Annotated in this window: 19 protein-coding genes and 1 pseudogene; 4 read left to right on the top strand and 16 right to left on the bottom strand. The window is 50.2% G+C overall.

Features of this window, described 5'->3' with window-relative positions; all coding sequences use genetic code 11:
* Positions 1-4 precede the first annotated feature (4 nt).
* On the top strand, positions 5-2,050 hold the full coding sequence (locus N1689_RS05540; RefSeq protein ID WP_161734770.1) for an FUSC family protein: 2,046 nt from the start codon (positions 5-7) through the stop codon (positions 2,048-2,050).
* A 373-nt stretch (positions 2,051-2,423) separates the two neighbouring features.
* Here the strand turns inward: N1689_RS05540 and N1689_RS05535 are convergent, their stop codons facing one another.
* From N1689_RS05535 to N1689_RS05470, 14 genes are all read right to left on the bottom strand, one after another.
* Positions 2,424-2,759 (bottom strand): gamma-glutamylcyclotransferase, encoded by a 336-nt coding sequence (locus tag N1689_RS05535; RefSeq protein ID WP_253421917.1) that lies wholly within the window; start codon positions 2,757-2,759, stop codon positions 2,424-2,426.
* 224 nt (positions 2,760-2,983) lie between these two features.
* Complete coding sequence (locus tag N1689_RS05530; protein ID WP_161734764.1) at positions 2,984-3,700, bottom strand: fimbrial assembly chaperone; 717 nt, start codon at positions 3,698-3,700, stop codon at positions 2,984-2,986.
* Entirely contained in the window at positions 3,666-4,943 is a 1,278-nt protein-coding gene (stbD, locus tag N1689_RS05525; RefSeq protein WP_260058452.1) for a fimbrial usher protein StbD, read from the bottom strand. Before stbD ends, N1689_RS05530 begins: the two co-directional genes overlap by 35 nt.
* Before the next feature lie 52 nt (positions 4,944-4,995).
* A complete protein-coding gene (locus tag N1689_RS05520; protein WP_405038453.1) occupies positions 4,996-7,578 on the bottom strand; it encodes a fimbrial outer membrane usher protein in 2,583 nt (860 codons plus the stop codon).
* A complete protein-coding gene (locus tag N1689_RS05515; RefSeq protein WP_260058200.1) occupies positions 7,529-8,275 on the bottom strand; it encodes a fimbria/pilus periplasmic chaperone in 747 nt (248 codons plus the stop codon). Before N1689_RS05515 ends, N1689_RS05520 begins: the two co-directional genes overlap by 50 nt.
* Before the next feature lie 57 nt (positions 8,276-8,332).
* Positions 8,333-8,878 (bottom strand): fimbrial protein, encoded by a 546-nt coding sequence (locus N1689_RS05510; RefSeq protein ID WP_260058199.1) that lies wholly within the window; start codon positions 8,876-8,878, stop codon positions 8,333-8,335.
* A 19-nt stretch (positions 8,879-8,897) separates the two neighbouring features.
* On the bottom strand, positions 8,898-9,416 hold the full coding sequence (locus tag N1689_RS05505; RefSeq protein WP_237566717.1) for a LuxR family transcriptional regulator: 519 nt from the start codon (positions 9,414-9,416) through the stop codon (positions 8,898-8,900).
* Between the two features lie 1,809 nt (positions 9,417-11,225).
* Positions 11,226-11,789 (bottom strand): fimbrial protein, encoded by a 564-nt coding sequence (locus N1689_RS05500; RefSeq protein ID WP_161734753.1) that lies wholly within the window; start codon positions 11,787-11,789, stop codon positions 11,226-11,228.
* A gap of 12 nt (positions 11,790-11,801) precedes the next feature.
* The gene (locus N1689_RS05495) at positions 11,802-12,866 is read right to left on the bottom strand and encodes a fimbrial protein (protein ID WP_161734750.1); all 1,065 of its coding nucleotides are present in this window, start codon (positions 12,864-12,866) and stop codon (positions 11,802-11,804) included.
* A complete protein-coding gene (gene fimD, locus N1689_RS05490) occupies positions 12,863-15,475 on the bottom strand; it encodes an outer membrane usher protein FimD (RefSeq protein ID WP_260058196.1) in 2,613 nt (870 codons plus the stop codon). Before fimD ends, N1689_RS05495 begins: the two co-directional genes overlap by 4 nt.
* A gap of 85 nt (positions 15,476-15,560) precedes the next feature.
* A complete protein-coding gene (locus N1689_RS05485; protein ID WP_161734744.1) occupies positions 15,561-16,247 on the bottom strand; it encodes a fimbria/pilus periplasmic chaperone in 687 nt (228 codons plus the stop codon).
* A gap of 29 nt (positions 16,248-16,276) precedes the next feature.
* Positions 16,277-16,858, bottom strand: a complete 582-nt coding sequence (locus N1689_RS05480; RefSeq protein WP_260058194.1) for a fimbrial protein — start codon at positions 16,856-16,858, stop codon at positions 16,277-16,279.
* A gap of 64 nt (positions 16,859-16,922) precedes the next feature.
* On the bottom strand, positions 16,923-17,486 hold the full coding sequence (fimA, locus tag N1689_RS05475; protein WP_161734739.1) for a type 1 fimbrial major subunit FimA: 564 nt from the start codon (positions 17,484-17,486) through the stop codon (positions 16,923-16,925).
* Positions 17,487-18,479: 993 nt separating this feature from the next.
* On the bottom strand, positions 18,480-19,289 hold the full coding sequence (locus N1689_RS05470) for a thioredoxin domain-containing protein (protein ID WP_260058192.1): 810 nt from the start codon (positions 19,287-19,289) through the stop codon (positions 18,480-18,482).
* Positions 19,290-19,366: 77 nt separating this feature from the next.
* Between N1689_RS05470 and N1689_RS05465 the strand changes: the two genes are divergently transcribed.
* Positions 19,367-19,672, top strand: a complete 306-nt coding sequence (locus N1689_RS05465; RefSeq protein WP_260058191.1) for a hypothetical protein — start codon at positions 19,367-19,369, stop codon at positions 19,670-19,672.
* Between the two features lie 527 nt (positions 19,673-20,199).
* Entirely contained in the window at positions 20,200-20,622 is a 423-nt protein-coding gene (uraH, locus tag N1689_RS05460) for a hydroxyisourate hydrolase (RefSeq protein WP_222924034.1), read from the top strand.
* 32 nt (positions 20,623-20,654) lie between these two features.
* Here the strand turns inward: uraH and N1689_RS05455 are convergent.
* A pseudogene (locus N1689_RS05455) lies at positions 20,655-20,953 on the bottom strand (LysR family transcriptional regulator); the annotation flags it as partial.
* A gap of 222 nt (positions 20,954-21,175) precedes the next feature.
* Here N1689_RS05455 and N1689_RS05450 point away from each other — a divergent pair.
* Positions 21,176-22,276, top strand: coding sequence for an NADH:flavin oxidoreductase/NADH oxidase (locus tag N1689_RS05450; protein ID WP_161734727.1), 1,101 nt, complete (start codon positions 21,176-21,178; stop codon positions 22,274-22,276).
* 42 nt (positions 22,277-22,318) lie between these two features.
* Here N1689_RS05450 and N1689_RS05445 read toward each other — a convergent pair whose 3' ends face one another.
* The gene (locus tag N1689_RS05445; RefSeq protein WP_161734724.1) at positions 22,319-22,903 is read right to left on the bottom strand and encodes an NUDIX domain-containing protein; all 585 of its coding nucleotides are present in this window, start codon (positions 22,901-22,903) and stop codon (positions 22,319-22,321) included.
* Positions 22,904-22,956: the final 53 nt, after the last annotated feature.

Raw genomic sequence — 22,956 nt, 5'->3', positions numbered from 1 at the left:
TTCGATGAAATGGTTTACCAAAAACGCGGTTTTGTTTGCCTGCAAAACCTCCCTTGCCGCGTTTATCGCACTCTCTGTGGCGCTGTTACTCAACTTTGAAAAACCGGCCTGGGCACTAACCACCGTGTTTGTCACCTCACAACTCTATGCCGCCTCGACCGTCTCGAAATCGCTGTTTCGTCTGATGGGCACGCTGCTCGGCGGCATCTTTATTCTGCTAATCTATCCCGAAACCGTGCAGTCGCCGGTGCTGTTCAGCCTCTGTGTGTCGCTATGGGTGACGGTCTGCCTGTATCTTTCTCTGCATGACCGCACGCCGAAGAGCTATATCTTTATGCTGGCGGGTTACAGCGCGGCGATTATGGGCTTTCCCGATGTGGATACGCCATCTGCGATTATCAGTACCGTGATTTCACGTATTGAGGAGATCACGCTGGGGATCCTCTGCAGCACGCTGGTTCACCGGCTGGTGTTCCCGGTGTCGATGCACCATCTGCTGGGGCAGAGCGTCAATCTCTGGTTTCAGAACGCGCGCAAATTATGCGATGAACTGATTAGCGGGATGGCAAAGAACAAATCGCTGGAGCGGGAAGATATCCTGATCCAGATGGCGGGTTATCCACTGAGTGTTGAAACGCTGCTGACCCACTGTGTTTATGAGGGCGAAGCGGCGCGTAATGTCATTCGTCTGGTCAGCGTGCAGTATCAGCATCTGACCTATCTGCTGCCAACCCTGACCGCGATTGAGGCACGGCTGGGCGTGCTGGCCGAACTGAATATCCGTTTTCCGCAGTGCGTTACCGATGTATTTCAGGCGTTTCTGCTGTGGCTGCATCATGACCGCATTAATGATATCGCCGGACTGCGTGAGGCGATTGCTGCCAGTCAGGCCACCCTGGAAAATCAATGGCGGGCAGGGCAGCTTGCCACCGAAGAGAGTCTGCTGCTGATCGGCCTGCTGGAGCGGATGGCTAACTTTGTCCGTATTGCCGATGCCTTTGAGAACGTCAGTGCGCGCGCCGGGGATCTCTATAGCCATGGAGATGGGGCGGCGATCCGCAATATCCGCGAACACCGTCATATCGACAAGGGGCTGCTGAGACTCTCTGCGCTGACCGCTTTTCTGGCAACCTTTCTCTCCAGCCTGTTCTGGATTGGCAGCGGCTGGGCCGATGGCGCGAATGCACCTTTAATGGCGGCCATCATCAGCTCATTTTTTGCCGGCGTTGATTCCCCGGTAACGCCTATGAAACTGTTCGTGAAAGGGGTAATGATTGCCCTGGTGGTCAGTCTGTTCTATATCGCCTTTCTGATCCCGCAGGCTAACACGTTGCAGGCGCTGATGATCTGTCTGCTGCCGGGTCTGATGCTGCTGAGTCTGGTCATTGCTAACCCGGCGACCAATATGGTGGGGCTGAGTGTTGCCATTCAGATCCCTGGCTTTATCGGCCTGAGCCATCACTATGTCCCGAACCTGATCGTCACGCTTAATGCGGCCATCTCATCAATGGTGGGGATTATGTTTGCGGTGGTGCTGACGGCGCTGATCCGTAACAAACGACCGTCATGGATTGCCAGAAGAGCGGTGCAGCGCGGACTTCGCGATCTGTTAGGGTTTATCAAAATGGTGGAGCGCAATTCGGCCACGCTGCTGTCTCGCCAGCAATTTATTGCGCGGATGCTCGACAGGGTGAACGTGATTCTGCCGCGCAAACGGCTCGATCCGGTACCGGATATCGTGGTGGGGGGGTATCTGATTACCGAAACCTGGCTGGGTGCTAACTGCTATGATTATTATGCGCGCTATCGTGAGGTGCTTGAAAGCCATCGGATTGATAGCGGACAGATGTTTCACGAACTGGCGCTCTATCTGAAGCGCAAGATGAAGAGGCTACAGCTTGCGCCGCATCAGGATCTGCTGGATGAGCTGGACCTGTTACTGCTGCGGCTAGAGCCGATTGCCCGACAGGAGAGTGGTGCAGTTGCACCGCTAATCCATCTGTTTAATATTCGGGTATCACTATTTCCACATCAGCGCTGGCCAGATTAACCCGGTGTAACAGGGCTGGCTGGTGGGGCTAAGAGAGTGCTTGCCAGGACCAGAGCGGATGATCTGATTTTAGTTACATCATACATTAGCTCTTATTCAAATTAAGAATCAGGCAACGTGCTCGTATAAATTGTCTGGCAGGAAAATAAGGTCAGCAAAGTGGAAAGGTTGGCTGGTATAAATGGCCAGCAATGGCCTGAGCGTGAAGCGCAGGCATTATACCGCTTTTAATTCAGTCTGTTGCATTCGATTCTCTGGCCAGACACGCCTGGTTGAAACCAGTCATAAACGCGTCCTGCTGCGCCAGAAGCCTGCAATAAGAGCAGGGCGCGTGCATCTCACTGCAGGAAAGCAGGGTTGATGCAGGAAAAGTTCAGCGGCTTTCCTGCGGCTGGAGTTGATAAATCCACGCACTGTATTGCCGATTATCCTCGGCAGAAACGCAAACCTCGACGCGATCGTAACCATCTTCAAACGCATCCAGCATCGGCCAGTGGGCATCCAGCTGGTCGGAGAGAAACAGATAACCCGGCACGTCGGGGCCATGCTCATCCAGAACGATGCCCGGAAAATCAGCCGCTGCGCCCCAGCCGTGCTGATAGAAGGTACCGTTAACCGAACCGGCCAGCCATTCTCCGCCAATATTTTCCAGGATATGGGCATTCTCGCGGCCCGGACAGAGAGTGCCATAGACAAATAAGCGTTTCATTTTTTCTCGTTGTTGAAACAGTGGAAGCCAGCAACTCTAGCGCGGCTAAAATGGATTGTCTTGCGGAACCGCCTCATGAGCCTCTCAAAACGCCATGCACAGGTAAATTCTGCCTACTGCCAGCCCCATCAGATGCGCAGAATTCATGTAGCGACGCCCAGGACTGCCGCAAAAGGTCGGTTTTATGTGCACTCTGCCTGTTGGCAGATGGCACTCCCGTCCGGTTACTTCAAGATTGTCGTGTAATTAACCGGAATCCCCTGGTCATTGATCACCGCATAACTCACTGACTCACCGGGTTTCGGCGGAGTGTGACTGTCAATATAAGCATCAGATTGTGGGGCAAGAGTGAGATTTTTTATTGATTGCTGACCTTCAGAATAGACATTCAAGCTCATGAACCAGGGAGTAGGATTCGTTATGGCGATTTTATTTCCCTTTACCGCGAAACGGAGCTTTTCCGGATCGGTGGTCAGCGGGGCGTTTAGTCCCTCAGGCCGGATAAAGATTTTTAGCCGGATTCGTAGCGGTAACACCACTTTACGTTCAGCCGCGTTAAGCTCTTTTTTCAGCGCAGGGATCTGATAAATATTTAACCAGTAGAGGCTCTCTTTGTCCGCGGGCAGCCCCTGACGTGAAGTAAGTAACAGACGCAACGATCGCATTTCTTCCGGATACATTTTTACCACCGGCGGTATGACTATGACGGGTGTGATGCTGGCATCGGGTGAGAGAGTCAGGTCACCGTCATCCGTCCAGATTTGCAAATACGTTTCGTTTTCGCCGCTGTTGACGACGTTAACAGACTGGCTCAGATCCGATTGATTGAAAACGATCCGGGTTTTATCCACGTTGACCACCGCCCAGACGCTGAATGAGAGCAGGAAGCCAGATAGCACGACGACGTTACTGAAAACTGACCACAACCTGTAACTGCGCATTGACTGTTCCTGCTGTAATAGTTTGCCCGCTGAGCGCTTCAAGAGAGGCGGTGAAATCACCACTGTAAATATCAGCGCCTCCTGAGGAGATTTGCGACGTTAAATCTTTATAGGCATACCAGCCACGGCTGTTGCCCGCGCCCGTCACCGTTCTGTCAGGCAGTAAATTGAGCGCCATATTATGACTGTCATAAATTTTTATACCGACACCGGAGGCGGCAGCGCTGCTACCATAGTGGGTATCCAGCAGCCAGGTTAACCCGCCGCCAGCTGTAGTCAGCCCCAGATTTCTTGCCTGCGTCACCGCATTTGACTGGTTAACGAGAAAGCCCATAGCGACATTTGCTGACGTGATCGTCGATGTAGTGGTGCCGGAGATGGCACCGGACTCGCACTGGATAGTGATAGTAAAAGGAGCCTGACTTTTCCCGCCCGCGGCAAGGGTATTCACGCTTACGGTAGGCAGCAGCACCACCGAAGGATAATCCTGGACTTCGCATAGCGCGCCACGCACATAGGTGACATTTGAGAAGGTGCTCCAGGCGGCGGGCCAGTTACGATAAAAACCATACCAGTAAGAGAGACTATCCTGGCCCACTTTCAGATTATTGGTATCCAGCCCGGGTCCTTTAAAAGCAATATATCCGCGAGGTTGTGTCCAGTTGTCCACATAGCGATTGCTGTTGCTGGCGTAATAGCGCGTAGAGTCTATTTTAAACATTTCATACAGCACATTACTGAAAGCACTGGCCGGAATATAAATATAGGTGCCATCAGAATACCAGTCACTGGCCGTCAGCTGTCGGGCTTTCCAGTAGCGACTGTAATATTCGCCGGTTGTCAGGTTAGTTAGCCTGACGGCAACATTTGCAGCGACATCATAATAGGCACCGTCCACTTCAGAAGTAATATATTGACCGGCATAGGGGCTGTCGCCATTGGTGGCATACATCTCATACAAACTGTCTGCATCTGCCACGGCGCAGCGGTAAAGAATCTGGTTAGCTGAGTAGGGAACATTGCTGGCCGAAGACAGAAAGCTGCCTACCGAGCTGGCCAGCAGTGTGCCGGAGGGCTGGAAGGTCTTTCCGCTATTGATGCTGATTACAGATGGCAGGCCCACATTCCCTGAGCAGGTGTCGCAGGCGCCGGTCCAGTAGGCGGCGGTATAGCCTGCTGCAATCGCGCTTTGAGACAACGAGGATGTGGCGGTAACAACGCTGCAATTAGCCCAGGCGGGCATATTGAACAGCAATAAAAAGATATACAGGAAATAGTTTTCGATTCTCACACGTTTAACCCTTATGGCAGACAGCATCCAGGCGAACAATATCCTCATTGACGCGACCGGTTATTTGATAATTAACAAAGCATGTTTTGTTGCCCTTATATTCCCAGTTTACCTTTAAGGTTCCAGAGTCATGCGGTACACGTGCATATAATTGCCCACCCTGGCCCACAATACCTATCACGGTATTATCAGCATCACGGACCTCAGTGCCCATTGGCGGGATTTCATGATCTTCATTTTTGAGCGCGATTAAGACGGCCTTACCCTGCAGCGTGGCAAAATTAATTCGGGTAACGGAACCGGCATAGGGCACAACGCGCTGGCTTCCGCCGCTTAATTCGGCATCAGCATTCATATAGCGTGTATCAAGGCTGACGGTGTTGGCCTGATATGGCGTCAGCGACGGCAGAATAGCGTAACCAAAATGATCAATGACGGCACCCTGACCATTGCGTACGCTGGCGCCCTGGGCACCCTCCGCATGGATAAGCGCAAAAGTGTCGCTGGTATAAGGTCCGGCGGTGACGCCGCCGCGATGAATCAGCAACGTACCAGAAAGCCCTAATCCAGCCTGGCGATAATTATCCCCCTGACCATAATTCGCTCTGACCGCACCTGCGCGCGTATTCTGCTGAATATTTCCGCCGAACGAGACACGGTGGCCGCTGCTACTTTGCGTATTTTCGGTTCCGCCATACAGGGACCAGGATCGCTGATTATTCTCGCCAGATGAACCGGTCAGTGAGAGAGTCGAATTGCGCGTTTCTTTAGACTGGTTGTAGTTATAGGCCACTGAGGCAGTGTGATTGCCCCAGTTCAGCGGAACCGAGACATTCAGTGAAACGGTATTTTCGGTATATTTCTCGCGGTATGAGTTATTACCCTCGTCAAGGTTCAGCCCGAAACGATCGTAATTCCAGGTAGTACGCTGACGGGCAACGTTGAGACTGTAACTAATGTTATTCCAGCTGTTGCTGTAACCTGACTGAAGCTGAGTAATACGTGACCGGTTATTATAGTAATCCGCCGTGCTGCCGCTCAGGCTGATTAAGCCATAATCGGCCATAGACTGACTCAGGGTCACAGAAAAATTATTACGCTGATGCAGCGTATCTGAATAGTAACTGACGCCATTGTTCTGCTGGCGCCGAACGCCCAGCACATCCTGCAGATCGCGATAACCTCTGGTTGAGTAACGATAGGCGGCCAGGACCAGGTTGGTGCCGGTAGCAAAAGTTTTGCTGTAGCTCAGCTCGGCGCGCCATCCCGAAGCATTTCTGTTCTGTGCGACCTTTGCATCAGAAAAGGTGGTGTTTAATCCCACTGCGCCCACCGCCGAGGTCCAGACACCGCCAAGCAGCCAGGCCTGATAGTCCTGAGCCAGCCGCGCTCCTGCCGTAGCGGTCAGTCGGTTACTGATACCGCGCTGCAACAGCCCTTCGAAGAAGGTGTTATTAACTGAGTAGAATTGCCGTACCCGACCCAATGCAACCGAGTAATGCCAGTTTCCCGGCCTGACCGAATCAGGCACGGAGGCATAAGGAACGGTAAACGAGGACGTTTTGCCATTGGCTTCAATAATCTCAACATCGAGATCGCCCTGGCTTCGGGTATTGTACAAATCGTTGATAACAAAGGGACCAGGCGCAACGCTGGTCTCATAAATAACGCGATTCAGCTGCCTGACGATAACCCGGGCACTGGAGGAGGCCACACCGCGAATTTCGGGCGCATAACCACGCCGGCTTTGCGGACGCATCCTTTCATCGGTAGTGAGCTTAATACCATTATAAGAAAGGCTGCCAAACTGCGAACTTTCTGTATAACTGTCGCCCAGTGTCAGCAGACTGTTCAGCGGTTCAATGGGGCGCTGAAGCCAGGTTCTGACCGTTGTGTAGCGAACATCGCTGCCGGTAACGTTATTGTCGATAAACCGCAGATTGCCCTGATGGCGCAGCTGCCAGTTATCAATATTCGTGCCCGCCGTGATGCCACTCCAGAGATACTGGTATCTGTAACCAGAAGCGGTATTTTCCGTCCAGCTATAATTGGTGTTATGCCGGATGAAAAGGGCAGAGATCCCTTTATCCCATTCGGTGACGGGAATATTTCCCCTGGGCAGATGAATTAACTCCGCATCCTGAATGGTGAATTGCAGCCGCAGTGAAGCCTGATCAAATTGCCAGCGGGCCGCTGATGACCAGTAACGCAAGGGCTGACAGTCATCGCTGGCTGAAGATTTATTCAGTGACTTGAGGCTTAATGATTCAGCCACCGTCAGCGGGAGACAAGGTTCTATCGGCTGACCTTTCTCTGCTGATAGAAAGTTCAGGGTGACGCCGCTTTTAACCAGCTTATTGTTAACATAGATATCGACATAATAGTTGCCGGGGGCGATAGTCTGATGGTTAAACTGATCAATATTCTGGCCAAAGGCGGAACCTTTAAACAGTGAAGGATCGAAATAGTACTCATCAGCGTGTCCATACGTTGAAAAAGTAAATGATGCACAGAGAGGAAAAAAAAAGATGCGGATATTACCTGCCTGCAATCGGATAGTCTTCACTGACTTTAGCTCCCTGGTCATTCATTGCTGAAAGAGAAATCACGCTATTAGCTGATAAAGAGTGCGTTGTCGGTTTACACCTGACGATTTTTTTGGAAAAGGGCGCAATCATGTCGGCTTTGCAGGCTGTTTTTTTTCCTGCTGTTTTTATTGCAACTTCTGTAAGTGAGAGATACCAGGGTTGAGTGTTGTTGATTTCAACCCCCTCTTTTTGCATCGTTACTTTTACACTGTCGAAAACATTAACCGGCTGACCAATCGCTTTAGGACGATAAAAGAGTTTCATGCGGTTACGTAACATTAAAACAATACTGTTACGGCCTGATTCCGCCTGAATATTCCCAGGGGGGATCTGCAGAGAGTTGAACCAGTAAATCGTTTCGCGATCCTGTGGTAATGAGACCTTTGGCAGAAATCGGATTCTTAAAACCTGACCGGTCAGAGGCTGGATCCGAAACAGTGGTGGCGTGATAATAAAAGGCACGTCACTCTTATCGCCAGGTTGCGAATCCATATTGCCATTATCAAGCCAGGCCTGAATGACATAAGGCATATTATCGTTGTTCTTTAACTGAACATCGACGGAGAGAGCATCGCCCGGATAAATAATTCGGCTGCCAAGAATAGTGACGCTTGCCTGGACGTTATCCGAAATAAACGTCATCAAAAAAAACAGTATTACCATTTTTAATGGGAACAGCATAATGCGCGAATACATGTCGGATATCTCAAGCGTGGCGTGCGTATCTGGCTATCCGGATACGCACGAAAAATATTACTGGTAAGTCACGGCATATTGCAGTGATGCGGTAACGGTACCCGCCGTTGGCGTCCCTGTTGCGTAATAACGGGCAGAGTAGGTGGCAGAGCCAGAAGTTTCACCGGTCTGCAATGTCAGATCACCGCTGCCGGTATAACCGCTGGTCAGATTAACCACTGCATCTTTCGGATCTAGGATTTGTACCTCAACATTTTTTGCGGTTCCGGTGTTAGATAAATTACCGGCAGCGCTAACGTTATTCCCCACAAACACCGTCGAGATTTTGGTGGCCGAGGTACTGTCCCCGGCGCAGCCGCTAACGCCCACGGTGAAGGTGGTATCCCCCGCAGTTGCACCAGAGGCAGCAAGGTCCGAAGTACTGACCGTTGGAAGCAGCACGACAGGGGATGCATTGTTGCCATTTACGGAAACAGAACAGGTTTCAGTAGTAACTTCTCCCTGAAAATTGATGGTGTTATCTGAAGCTGCAAACACGCTGGCTGACACCAGTCCGGCACTGATTAACACAGCAAAATTAAGCGTTCTGAGTTTGGTGTTCATTAATACTCCTTTATCATAATTATGCGGAAAATAACTGATTGAGGCTGATGCCCATTTTCCGGCGAATGGCATCTTTGATGTTATAAACACGCTTGACTTCAACTCCCATTTCTCTGGCAATAATCGGCAGTGAAAGTCCGTTCATCGCCAGATCAAGGAACCGAACTTCATCCTGTTTAAGTGCATTTACTTTTTTCCTGACTTCGCCTTTTAAACCGAAATAACAGCCCTGGATTTGTCCGTTTATCTCCTCCAGGGACAGGTCGGCATAAATCACAGTTTGTATACGCAGGTCCTCTTTTTGCCAGTAAGCCGCAAGCGGCTCCATATGGCGATCACTGACGATAATCAGCATTAATCCGGTATGTTTTAAATACTCAATCCAGTTGCTATTGGTAAAGTACCTGACATTTTCCCTGGAGAAGTCAACGAATACACATCCTCTGCAAAAGAGGCTCTCATATTTTCCAGCGACCATGCTGAGTATGGATGAAGAGAAAAAATGATTCCCTCCAGGCCAGGTGGTAATTTTTTGCAACGGACATCTGTTATAAATGTCTGATGCGCGATGGGTGAGATCACAGCCATATTTACAACTGGCGCAGCGAATTTCCTCTCTGGTTATCTTTATCATAATATTTTGGCGTTGTTGCGAGAGTTGTGATTATTTTATCGATAAAAATCTCCGCGTTTCAAGGCGATGAAAATTATCCGCTATTTTCTTCATTCGGATTTTTCTTAAGGAGCCACCTCCACGGGCGGGAGTAATATTTGTTGAAAATTCGGGAAAAAAAGGGCGACGACGCCTTCAGCAGTGCTGAGAGACCAGGATTTTTTTACGTCCGTTAGGAATATTTCGCAAATAACGCCACTTTGATCAATAAAAATTCCGCACTCAAAGCTAAATGTGAGCGAATTTTGTTCAGTGGCCGATTTTGTCTATAACGGCCACTATGATGGCATTGATAAATGATTTTTTACTAGCTCTATCAGGACTTACTCCCTTTTTCATTGAAACGAGCTGCCTTTTAAATGGGTTTAATAAAAAGATTAGCGACGATATTTATCGTTCACATCCCATTTAATTAAGAATACTCCTGGTAACAAATATGTTAATTGACGCACTTGCTATAAATATTGATCTAAATCAGTTATTTAGCGCATGAAAACATCACTCTTTTTGGCAGTGTCATTAAAAGAAAAGAGATCTATATTTATTTCTTTCCCGGGCGTTATCATTCAGAATTTGTATGCGAAGAATCATCTTTGCTGTGCGAAATTTACGTTTCTCTTTTTTGTCAGATTATACAAGATAGTTATTGGATGACGGGACAGAGCAGGGACGTTACGTCTCATTTTGCGTGTCGCTGATAGTACTGAAAACAACCGGATGTCACTGACTTTTATTTTCAAGGCTCAGGGCAAAAGCATCACTGCGCCACGGTGACTGCCTTGCAATCGAAACGCGAATAGCCAGTATGAGTCCGGCTGACCAGACAGCCAGCAGAAAGCTGACTCAGGCTTTCTTGCTTATTACAGGATGAACCTGGCAAGGAACGGAGTGAAGAAAGCGTAGTTACACGTGGACGCGTTTACGACAACTTAGTGGTTTGCACGGCAGACTATGAGGATGAACATAAAGCGGTGATGTATAGACGCCTCTACAGCATTTTTGTGGCCGACAGCCCTGATGAATGCGCTAATTTTCACGTAGCGACGTCACTGCTTAAGTTGTGCAAAGCACCTGAGCAGAGAAACGGTCAGAATACGCAGCAGTGCATTCAGCCAGCCGCAAAGGGCGAAGCCGTCATCGCATCGTCCGACTGCACATTTTCGACATCAGATTTGTTGGTAAGAGGATAGCGTGTAGCGTCACTGAAGAAGCTGTCCCGCCGGGAAAGCCATGCTGAATAAGTAGCATCACATTATTTCAGTTTCGGAACAGAGTAAGCGACAGTAACAAGGCCAGGCAGACATTGTGATCGTTTCTGACAGATTTTGCTGTAAAGAGGAAAACCGTCAGGATCAGCCCAAAATGGTGAGCAGACCATACAACAGAGCATCACGCTTCCGGCCATAATGAGTATGCGCATAATGTATATTATGTTAAATGATAGAGATTATTGCAGGCTTAACTGCGGGTCCGATGTTCCCTGCTTTGCTTCAACCCTGAATCATTAGGTTCATTCTGTCCCTGAGGGTCTGTAAATCGCGATTGGCAAGCGTGCCATTTCACTGTTCTGAAATCGCACCGCCACTGCCACCTTACCTGTCGGGCCTGAACACATTGATTGTTTTCTTTCTGCACCGAAAGCAACCACAATTCCGGAGGTCGCACAGCTATCCATCAATCATAAGTCAGTGTGAATTGCGTCGCGGCGTTCGCATCCCCTGGCTTTACGTTTTTCACGTCAGTTGAAACATAATCAGCCCAGAAATCCAGGGTGGCATCTCCGTTTGCATCGATCACGGCAGACGGCGTATCCCCACCCATCGGGATACGATGATGCTGGCTGTCCAGAATCTCAATCGCCACACCGGAAGCGGCATTCTCATCGCTGCTATCAATGGCCAGTAACGTATTGTCATTGGTATCTTTAGTGCCGGTGAACGTCAGTTTTGCATTGTCGGCAGTACAGCCGGTCAGATGAAGACTAAACGGCACCGGTTTGGTTGTCTGCCCCGTTTTAACCAGCTGCTTAGTCTGCCATTCGCCGAGGTCAACGGGTTTATTGACGTCGCCTGGATCGACCGTACAACCGACCGCGACGACGGTTGCTGTAAGGCGAATATTAATTTGTGCCAGCGCATCGGCTGCCACCGACTGCGAGGTATAAAAAAGTATCGCTGCACCACCGGCCATCAGGATGATTTTTGGCAAAATAGTGCGACCTGACTGATTCATAGCCATTATCTTCCCGCCTTAATCAAAATCGACCCGAAGATAGCCTTCGGAGGTAAATCTGCCTTCCGCTGGCTTATTGCCGGTAATGCTGACGGGCCAGGCCGTAATGGGAACGGTTGCAGAGGCATTGCCATCAAGCTGAAAAGGGATTTTACTCTCCGCATTATTGGGAATTAAGGGTTTACTGTCTTTATCGGCCAGAACGAAACCGAGATCCGGGTTATCCGAGACAATCGCATTGCTGGCGACATTGTTCGCCTCAAGCCTTAAGGAGAGCATGGCTTGCGCATCAATATTTTTACATGAAATACCAATATTGCGGGTCTGCGGATTTACACCGGCGGGTTTATTGCCCGCGCCTGCAGCGGCAAACGCAGAGGCACCAATATTACCAAAATCAATCGTAATGATTTTATCTGGCGAAAATTCACAATTTTGCGGAATGGTAATTTGTCCGCCAATAGTTACGCTGGCGATAGCCTCACCGCTGACCTGAATGCCCTGCTGCGTATTTAAGTAGGTCTGTAGCGCCAGAACGCTGAATTGTGAGAAGCCGATAAAAGGTTTTCGGATCCTTAACGAGATCTTTCCGCTGTTGCCGGTTCCCCAGCCACTGCTCATCTGGCTCCGGTTCATCGGTAATTTATTTGACACATCATAAAAAGGCACCTGTGGAAACGTTTGACTGTTCCCGCCTACAAAAACCTGAAACGATGCATCAAGATAGTCGTTGAGTTTATACCACTGCGTGTCGCCGATTTTTTCTGAGGGCTGAAGCGGACTGACCGCTGTCGCATAGGCTTCGGCTGTAAAAGGATAAGGGGGTTCATCACAATGGCCGGTATACGATCCCTGCCCCTGAAAATCTTCCGCATCGGTAATAATAGCCCCCGCTTTATCCTTATCTTTATCTGAAATATCCTTCTGGATATTATCAATTACAAAATTGTGCGTTCCACCCTGTGCGGTGCAGTGGTAACTGTAGCCAAAGGCAGGCGCGCTGCCTGCCAGTAATGATAAATATAAAAGCACTGAAGCAGACAGTGCTGACTTTCTGTGCATTAGTCCCGGCAATAGAGTCATTTATTATTTTTCACCATAGCAATACAGTTAAGTGTCATACGCGCGACAGGTAATTTTTCACTTTCTGCAGGCAGCTCATAAGGAATCATGCAACTATCCGACGAGCCGCTTCCCCATATCACAGAAAGCGTGCCTTTAGGTTTAATCCCTGTCATATAGACGTCGCCAGTGTCACCAACAATACTGGTCGCACCGGTGATTTTATCGGTCACTGAAGCCCCAAAGGGAACGGGACGACCGTTGTGCATCAGACTGAAAATTGCGCGTAATCCGACATGGGCAGTGTACTCCGCCCGCACGATCGCGCCTTCCGTTGGCACCACTTCGCGGACGGTATCGTCAAGATCGGTGTGCATATCCAGGCTTTTTACATCCAGCGCGACCCGGTTACTGCGATAAACCGAGGCATACGGCATGACCGCATAGCCCCGCCAGTCAGTACTGATGCCGGTTTCATTCTCGACATGCACACCTTTAGCACCCGGCGCTTTGATCAGGACATTGGTATCCCCAAGTGGCTCACTGAACGTGATGCCGTTGGCATGGGCGATGATCCCGCCTGAAACGTCCCAGTTCATCGCGTGGTTGCCATTACTGTAACTGTAACCCCCGCTCGCTCTGGCATCTGACCCGTCCCAGCTGACGTTCATATTACCGCTGTCGCCATTTCGGTTACTGTGTCCCTGCATGATGCTATAGCTGAGGTTATTGCCCTGCAGCAATGTGCCGGTCACCCCCGTCTGCATCTGGGTAACCCCATCCTGATCGCGGTTAGCCTGGGCCGTCGCATACATACTGTTGAGTGCTTCATGCTCGGCCATGTCATGGCCCAGCCAGCGTCCGAATGGAATCGAGATGTTCAGCGAGATAAGCCGGTCGGTTTGCGGCATCCCCTTGCTGCGGCTGAGCGCATAGGAGAGATTGTAATTAATGCCGTGCCAGCCGCTGGAGAAACCAGCCTGATACCATTCATCGCTGCCGCTGCTATTCCAGTAGTCCTGATGTGTGGCGGTTAGACTTAGCGAGCCCCAGTCGCTGATCTGCTGGGCAACGCTCAGCTGAAAGCGCCCTTTTTTGCTGTTCATAAGATTGTGGTAACTGACGGGTTCAAGCTGCGGACTGCGCCCGTCCCCCCTATCTTTCCATTCATTCTGATATCCGTTCATCGCTTCCCATGCGGTTTCACCCAGCGTGTAGAAGCCGCGCGTTGAGTAGCGATAACCCAGCAGTTGAAATGTGGTGCCGGTATGATTCAGCGATTTAGCATAAAGAAACCGGACAGACTGGCCATTATGCGTACTGCCATCCGCCAGTTCACTGCGGGCAGCGGTGATATCAACAGAGACTGCACCCCAGTCACCGAGATTGCGTCCCAGCCCCGTGAGAACCGAGAGGTAATTTCTGGCAATCTGGCTCCCGCCATACAGCGTTGTGCCATTGCTGAGACCTCTGGCAAGCGTGCCCTGAGCAAATAAAGGATCCTCCTTACCTGCCAGACCGCTCCGATAACGACCTGCAACCAGATCATATTTTGTTCGCCCCTCGCGCTGCAGCAGCGGCACGGTAGAATATGGCACAACAAATTTTTGCACTGCACCGGCATCGTTTTTAATCGTAACGTCCAGGTCACCGCTGGATGATGTGGCATTCAAATCCGTAATTTCAAATGCACCGGACTGCACAATATTCTGGTAAATCACATAACCATTTTGCCGCACCGTAATCTGCGAGCGCCCTGATGCAATGCCACGAATCACCGGCGCATAGCCCTGTTGACTGTTTGGGTACATCGCATCTGAGGAGTAGAGCCGTACGCCGCGAAATCCCAGGCTATCGTAGATATCACCTGAGCTGCTGCTGTCTCCCAGAACCAGTTCACTTTTAAACGGAATGATGGTGCGTTCCGCAAAGGTGGAGATATTCTGCCACTGGCTTTGATGATAGCCATCAGCATAATCGGAGTGGTTCCAGGCACCGTTATTTCTGAGCCGCCATGCTCCGATATTCAGACCACTGGTAAGGTTCAGATAATAGCTATTGTTTCTGTCACCTTTACTGCCGGTGAGCGTGTAATTCAGCAGCGCCGCATTGATACCTTCGTCCCACTCCTCTGGCGGAATATAGCCTTGCGCACTGTTTCTCAGCGCAGCCTGAGGAAAGGTCAGCATCAGGCGCTGGGAGGCAAAATCATAATATGAGGCGGCACCCGGAAAGCTTTTCGCGAGATCGATGCACTGATCCTGATTATCCGTCGCCTTTAACGCCGTCAGATTTTCAGTATGAACGCCCAGCCGTTTCATCCATGCTACAGTCACGCAGGGTTGCAATCCTGTCCCGTCCTGTTTCACCGCTTCAGATGCAGGGCTGACCTGAGGCTGAGAAGCAACGGCAACAAAGCGCATCGGACTGGTGGTCACAAACTCATCGTTGCGCCAGATATCAACACGATAAACGCCGGGAAGTTGTCCTGAACCGTTTTCGAAGCGAGAGAGATCGGCAACTTCATTGCCATCTTTCGTCAGAAAGGCCGGGTTAAACCAGTCCTGAGCCTGAGCCGAACCGGATAGCGCGACAAACAGGGCAAGAGCTGAATACCGAAAAGAGGGCATCTTCTCCTGAACCGGCCTGCTAAATACCGAGTGGCGCATTATCGTGTCCCTGAGCGTTTAAAAAAGATGAAATCGTGGCAAGCGATTAATGCGTGCCGCTGGTTTGTGGCGCGGTGATAGCACCATAATCATTTATGGTCTGGTAATGAACGCTTCCTGAGACGCCTCGTGGTAATGAAAGCGCGAGCTGACCAAACGGGGCAACCATGCTGTTTTCAAGCTTCTTATTTCCCACGCTGATATTGACCAGCGATTGATAATAGGGCGTTGGATTATTAATGGTGAGCTGCCCTTCTCTTTCCTGAAACCCGATTTTTTTCGCCGATTCCACTTCGCTAATCGGTAAGCCATCCGGCCGCATAAAAAGCTTCATTCTTGACAAAACCGCCAGTTGCAGGGTATTCCCCCCGCTCATCGCCTCTTTATTAACCGCCGGAATCGCTTTTACGTTCATCCAGTAAACTTTTTCACGATCTTTGGGCAGGGCCGCGCCGGTATAAACAATACGCAGATTGTTTTCACTTTTTGGTGCCGCGGCAAACAGCGGTGGCGTGACGATAAAATCATTTACCCGCTGCCCTTTTTCATCCTCCACCCATGCCTGAATAAGATAGCGCTCATGACTGTCGCTATTGGTGACTGATAGCGATGTCTGATGGTCACTTTCCGGGTAAATAATACGGGTGGCCCCTGGCGCAATACCGCCAGCATGAGCCGTATTTACTACACAGGCAGCCAGCATGGCCGCAGAGATTAATGATTTTTTCAGCATGATTACTTGACCTGATTAAGGGATTCAGATTAGGGGTACGCGATATTCAGACGAACTTCACTGTGCAGCTCTTCAGGATGAACACGTACAGAAGAGGCGAGATAACGTGCGATAAAATGGATCTCCGTATCCTTTCCACTCGCCTGACGTAGCACCACGGGTGCCCCATCCGGTTTAATCTGTTTCCCTTGTGGGCCAGAGATTAATAATCCTACATGACTATCTTCACTACTCTGGCTGACGTTTTCCGTACTCTCATCATCGGACAAAACCTGAAAGAGGTTCGGCATTTGCGGGTTCGCCCTTCCTGAAAAGGAAATATTTACGCCGCTGCTGATTTCACTTTTGCAGTCAGCTAAGTGAACCGTAAAGGGCCGCGCCGCGGTGGTGATATCACCAGGCTGCTTAAATCCGTGCAACGTAAACTGACCCATATCAACGTGCATATCCACATTATCTGAGGTGACTACGCAGGCCCCGGAAATAACCTTGCCGTGAATATGTAATTTCCCACTTGTTATTTCAGCAACGTCATTTTTCATAGCGCCATATCCGGCGAAAGAAGTCAGCAATAAGCCAACAGACAAGGTGATAAAATCATAACGCATCATCAATTCAGCCTCTAAGAAATGCCCATTCGGCCCGTTCAACAACCGGACGAAATGGGCACAGAACTTAGTTGTACTGCATGATGAAATTCGCGTCAGCGTTCGCATCACCCGCGGTTGCTACGCCGGTTGACTTATATTGCGCAGCAAATTTAAGGATATTTTCGCCATTAATCAGTGTGGTTTTATCAGTGAAGGTAGAACCATCCAGTTTCACCACGGCAGAACTGTTATCCAGAATCTGAATACCGATGTTGGTAGCAGTTCCGCTGTTAGACGATGAAAGGTCCTGGTCTACTGCCAGGAGTGTTGGATCTGTCGCATCTGCACGGCCAGAGAAAGCAACCGCTGCGGTAGTCACTACAGAGGTATCGCAGTCTTCCAGTTTAATCTGGAAGGGTACAATCGAGCCAAGCACGCCAGCACTTTTGAAATGGTGAGTGGTGTATTCGCCCAGTTTAACTTCCTGGTCGCTGGTGTCGGTGCTTACTGAGCAAGGTGCAGCAACAAGCTTACCTTTGAAATGGACCGTGCCGCCATTAACAGTAATTGGAGTAGTCTCAGCATGGACTACACCTGCAAATAAAGCGACTGCTGTGCTCATGGCGACAGCCAGTTTTTTCATTTTCATTTTATATCCCTTGATTAAAGTTTCTGTAACTACACAACATAACTTCACGCTTCTCCCGGTTATTCCGCCCCGTGAGAGTCATGAGTGCCCTGCTTCTGCGCCTTATTTAAGTCGCAGAGAAAGATCAAGTATTACGCTGTTGTTCATTAAACGGACTCTTTCAAAAATGAATCTAAAAATCTGTTTAATCTGCACGAAACAGTTACGCCATACAGCATCAGCATCTTCTTAAATACATTTAACCTAATCAAACCGGCGAGCTATCCCTTTTCACGCAACAGGGAAGTCACGATTTAAATAATTCTATTCTGATAGCCTGATGGTCCAGAGTATAAGGCCGGCGTTTAAAGATAACAATCATCACCCCTTAACTCCGTTTAAAGATGACGAGCAAAAAAAACAGAAAATTTAAATACAGCAATCGCCACAGGCTAATTAATAGCCAGTCCGGGTTTATTATAAAACAGCAGGTTAGATAAACATGCATGCCAGATGAATGCTAATGTTATGAATATAAATTTTAAAAAAAACAAAAGCCCGAAATTAATTTAACCAGATATTTACCCATCTCGTTTCTGAAGGGTTTAACTTCTTAAACCAGATATAAACACAAGCCATTGACAATCTAAGAAATTCACAACCACTTCAAATCAAAAATAAGAATCATTACCACAACCAGAAAGTTACACAGAAAGATAAATAGCCAGAAAAGGACACTGTTTCATTATTAATTTAAACCTGACATCTACGGATTGCCGGAGCAGCGTTAATAATTATCAAATCGGGTAAGGCAGATGAACCCGGGAACAGCTCAGGTTAAGAGCAGCAGAATTATGTGGGCGCTGAACGCGAGGCATCATGACGAAACAGGAGGATGGGGATTTTGCCGGTTAATCGCAGAGCGCATCAACGGTGAACATCCGGAACAGAACAGATGCCGGCAGGATATCCTTTGTCCTGCCGGCAGTTTATGGTGATGTTATTCGCTGTCGGCTAGTGCCCCGCCTGAACAGAGGCTTTGTTGATCGCATCCTGCAGCATCGATTCCATCGCGCCTCCCGGGAAAATCGTCACCGTATCTGCGGTCGCACCTGACAGAGGCATCACAACGATTCCTGGCGTACCCTGAAAGCCTGTATTTTTCGCCAGAATATCCGTGCGGGACAGTGTGTCGAGCATATCGTTATTTTTTAACTTACCGGCACTGGCTGCAGAAGCGGCTTGAGTGACATCCTTTTGTGTCAGCGCGCCCTCAATATGACCACTGGCAAATAGCGCATTGTGATACTTCATATAGGCATCACCGCCTCTTTGCTGCCAGATTCGTAAACCGGTTTCAGCCGCCTGGAAAGACGGTTTCCAGCGATAGCCAAAAATGGGCCACTCTCTAAAGATAAAGCGTACCTGGGGATTCGCTTTCATCAGTGACTGAATAACGGGGGCCTGACGGGCACAGACGCTGCACTGATAATCGAAGAATTCTATAACCGCGACTTTAGCGTTCTCAGGCCCAATAGCAGGTACCGTTTTATCATTCAGCATTTCATCCTGATGTTTAATTGCCGCAGTGGTCATCGCTTTCATCTGCTCGTCATACTGAATTTTCTGCAGTTTCTGATCCACTTCAACCAGTAATTCCGGATGCTTCAGCAGCCAGGCTTGTGCTATCTCGCCAATACGGGCTTCCTGTTCAGGTGTAAACAGCGGTTCGTCGGCGGCAGCTTGAGTCCGGGCAGGCTTTTGCGAGGTGTTTTCGTCTGTGGCCTGCTGCTCTGAGGTTACTGCCGGATGTGGCTCACTCATTTCTGCCCCGGAAGATGAATCAGCTGTCGGTTTTGTAGCCGGTGACGGTTGATTACTGTCCGATTGGGGCTGAACCGGTGCAGAAGTCTCAGCCTGCTGCGTTGCCGGCGCTGAACCGGATGCAGCTTCTGGCACCGTTGCGACGGATTGCTGCTCTGATATTGCCGGGCTGGATGAAGTTGTCGCTAAAGAACCAGCCGGTTGCTGCGATGCAGCAGCGGTTGTTGTCGCGGCTGGTGCTTCAGTACTGGCTGGCGATAGCGGGCTCGTCTCCGGTTGCGAAACCGCTGCTGCTGCAGGTGCAGGCTGGGTATTCACCGGCCTATTTAAGGCGGGATCGGCAGTCGATGACTCCGTCGCCATTGCCGTTGAAACATCAGTAGCGCCTGCCAGTAACATAAGGGCCAGCGCCAGTTTACTCATTCTCATTGCTTGTCGTCCTGAATAGGGTTGTTTATGTGGTATGGCGATAGCCATCGTCCTGATGCCTTCTGATAATGATTACCGGCATTGCCAGGAAGGGATTCTCTGCGCTGCCATGCCGGATCAGGACAGCAGGAGTAATAAAAAAGAGCGGCGCTACTCTGGGTGCAGCGCCGCTCTGGCTATTTTCATTAGTGAAGCCTGTAACTTATTGACTCACGTCATATAAAGACAATTCATACCCGTTAACGCCCTGCTTTCAGGACAGAATTGAGAAGTGGTTTAACATGAACTTTTATTCTGGTAAGCAATGCCTGCACTGAAGCAGATCTGAGGTTTATATTTGATATTTGTATGATGTAACTAAAAAAGTGTGTCTTTTCTCAGAAATTTCACATTTCCTGTGGCTGAATATCTCTTTGCCCTCAGGCGCATTACTCTTTCTGAACTGTCACCCGACTTCAACCAATCAATAAAGGAAACATTGATGAAAACTTCATATGCTTTGATCGCAACATTACTGATGACCTCTGGCGCATCCGCTATCGCAGCTCAGCCTGCTACCGCTAAAAATCCACTGAGCGTGCACGTTCTTAATCTGCAAACCGGCCAGCCAACAGCCGGTATTGAAGTTGAACTGGATCAGAAGCAGCAGGATAACTGGGTGAAACTGGCGTCAGGCGTCACCGATAACAATGGTCGCATCAGCGCCCTGTTCCCGCAGGACAAAACGGCCAGCGCGGGCAGCTACCGTGTCGTGTTTAAAACCGGTGACTTTTATAAAAAAACCAATCAGAAAACCTTCTTCCCTGAGATCCCGGTTGAGTTCAACATGGACGCCAGCGGTGAGCACTACCATATCCCGTTACTGCTGAGCCCGTTTGGTTACTCAACCTATCGCGGCAACTAATTTGCCCAATCCGGCACTCAGGTGCCGGATCCTCACTCTTCTGCAACCCGCGCCGGAAAGCACGCCACCAGCCAGTCGATAACCCCCCGTAACCGTTGCTTCACGTGCCGGTTTTGCGGATAAACCCGATGAAACGAATAACCCGCTGGACGCCAGTCGCGCAGGATCTCCACCATGTCACCCTGCCGCAAAATTGATGACAGCGAATAGCTGAACGTCTTAATGAACCCTGCCCAGCCAGTCCCGCGGCCAGATGCCCGTTACTCTCATTGACGCCAATACGATGCGCTCTGGTGATCTTAACTTTCACTCCCTGACGTTCGAACCGTAACGAAGCTTCCGCGACAAACTCCCGGTTCAGCCAGACCTGCACAGTACAGCCTGGCTGAACCATTAACGTATCAGTCCCTGCTTCAGAACCCGCAGGGATTGCTGCAATCTACCCGTTACCCGGTACGTAGTCATAAAATGTCACGTTGCATTAACCCCGGTCTCTCCAATCCCCCGCTATAGTTATTGCCTGTCACGTCAGTCATAAAACCATGGAGATAACATGAGCCAACTTTTTTCCACTGTCTCGCTGGGCGAACTTACGCTGGATAATCGCATTGTGATTGCGCCGATGTGCCAGTACTCCGCTGAAGCAGGCAATGCCACCGCCTGGCATCGTATCCATCTTGGCCAGCTGGCCTTTTCAGGCGCAGGTCTGATGATTATTGAAGCCACCGCCGTAGAGGATATTGGCCGTATCTCTCCCGGCGATTTGGGCTTGTGGAATGATGACAATGAAGCTGCGCTGAAAACGGTGCTGGAAGATGTGCGCCGCTACTCCTCTATTCCGGTGGGCATTCAGCTCGGCCATGCGGGCCGCAAAGCGTCGTGTGCCGTACCCTGGGAAGGCGGTAAGCAGATTGCACCTGAAGCCGGCGGCTGGCAAACCGTGGCACCGTCCGCACTGAGCTACAGCGCGGATGAAGTGAAGCCGGTTGCCATGAGCACTGACGATCTGGCGCGGGTAAAACAGGCCTTTGTCGATAGCGCCCGACGCGCGGTGCGTCTGGATATTGAGCTGATCGAAGTCCATGCCGCACACGGCTATCTGCTGCATCAGTTCCTGTCGCCGCTGTCGAATCAGCGCAGTGATGAATATGGCGGCTCGCTGGAAAACCGTATGCGCTTCCCACTGGAGGTGTTCAAAGCCGTCCGTGAAGCCGTACCCGCGTCCGTGCCGGTAGGCGTGCGTATTTCTGCTACGGACTGGGTCGAAGGCGGCTGGGAAATCGAGCAGTCGATCGCCTTTTCACGTGAGCTGGAAGCGCTGAACTGCGCCTATATCCACGTCTCAAGTGGGGGTCTGTCGGAAGATCAGAAAATCAGCGTGGGGCCTAACTACCAGGTGCCGTTCTCACGCGATATCCGTGAACAGGTGTCGATTCCGGTGATTGCGGTTGGCCTGATTACTGAACCGCAGCAGGCGGAAGGTGTGCTTCAACAGGGCGATGCCGATCTGGTCGCACTGGCGCGCGGTATTCTCTACGATCCACGCTGGCCGTGGCACGCTGCGGCTGTGCTGGAAGGCAAAGTCCAGGTTCCGCCGCAATATCTGCGTTCTGAGCCACATGATGTTAAAGGCATTCTGACGCAGGATCAGTAAGCTTTACGGGCAGAACACATAGACGTTGCTCTGCCCGCTTTCTTATAAGATACCTTTGAGTCGCAGATGCTGCAGCAGCATGATGGTTTTAGCATCCACAATCCTGCCCTGATCGATGGCCTGTAACGCCTGATCAAAATCGAGAGCCAGCACCTCGATATCCTCACCCTCTTCCGCAATTCCGCCGCCTTCGCCGCTGCGGTGCTGATCGTCATACTCAGCAATAAAGAAATAGAGCTTCTCCGTCACCGAGCCGGGGCTCATAAAGGCTTCAAACACCTTCTGAACATGGCTGACGCGAAAACCCGTCTCCTCTTCCGCTTCGGCAACAATACGCGCTTCGGGCGAGGCGTTATCAAGCAGACCGGCGGCCGCTTCAATCAGAAAGCCATCATGTCCATTCAGGAAAACCGGAAAGCGAAACTGACGGGTCAGCACCACCGTACGTTTGTCACGGTTGTAGAGCAGGATCACTGCGCCGTTACCGCGGTCATAGGCTTCACGGCTCTGCTCCTGCCAGCGGCCGTCACGGCGCAGCAGCGAGAAGGTATATTTCTTCAGGGTATACCAGTTATCTGACAGCAACTGCTCATTGATGATGCGCACGCGGGGATGGTTCTGCTGCATGATGCTCTCCAGTATAGTAGACAGCTATCACGCTATCATGCAAAATCGTGCAA

Origin of the sequence: Pantoea sp. XY16 (genome assembly GCF_025153065.1) — a bacterium.
Lineage (GTDB): Bacteria > Pseudomonadota > Gammaproteobacteria > Enterobacterales > Enterobacteriaceae > Pantoea > Pantoea alfalfae.
The sequence above is the reverse complement of the archived record's forward strand: the minus strand, read 5'-3'. Positions and strand labels throughout refer to the sequence as shown.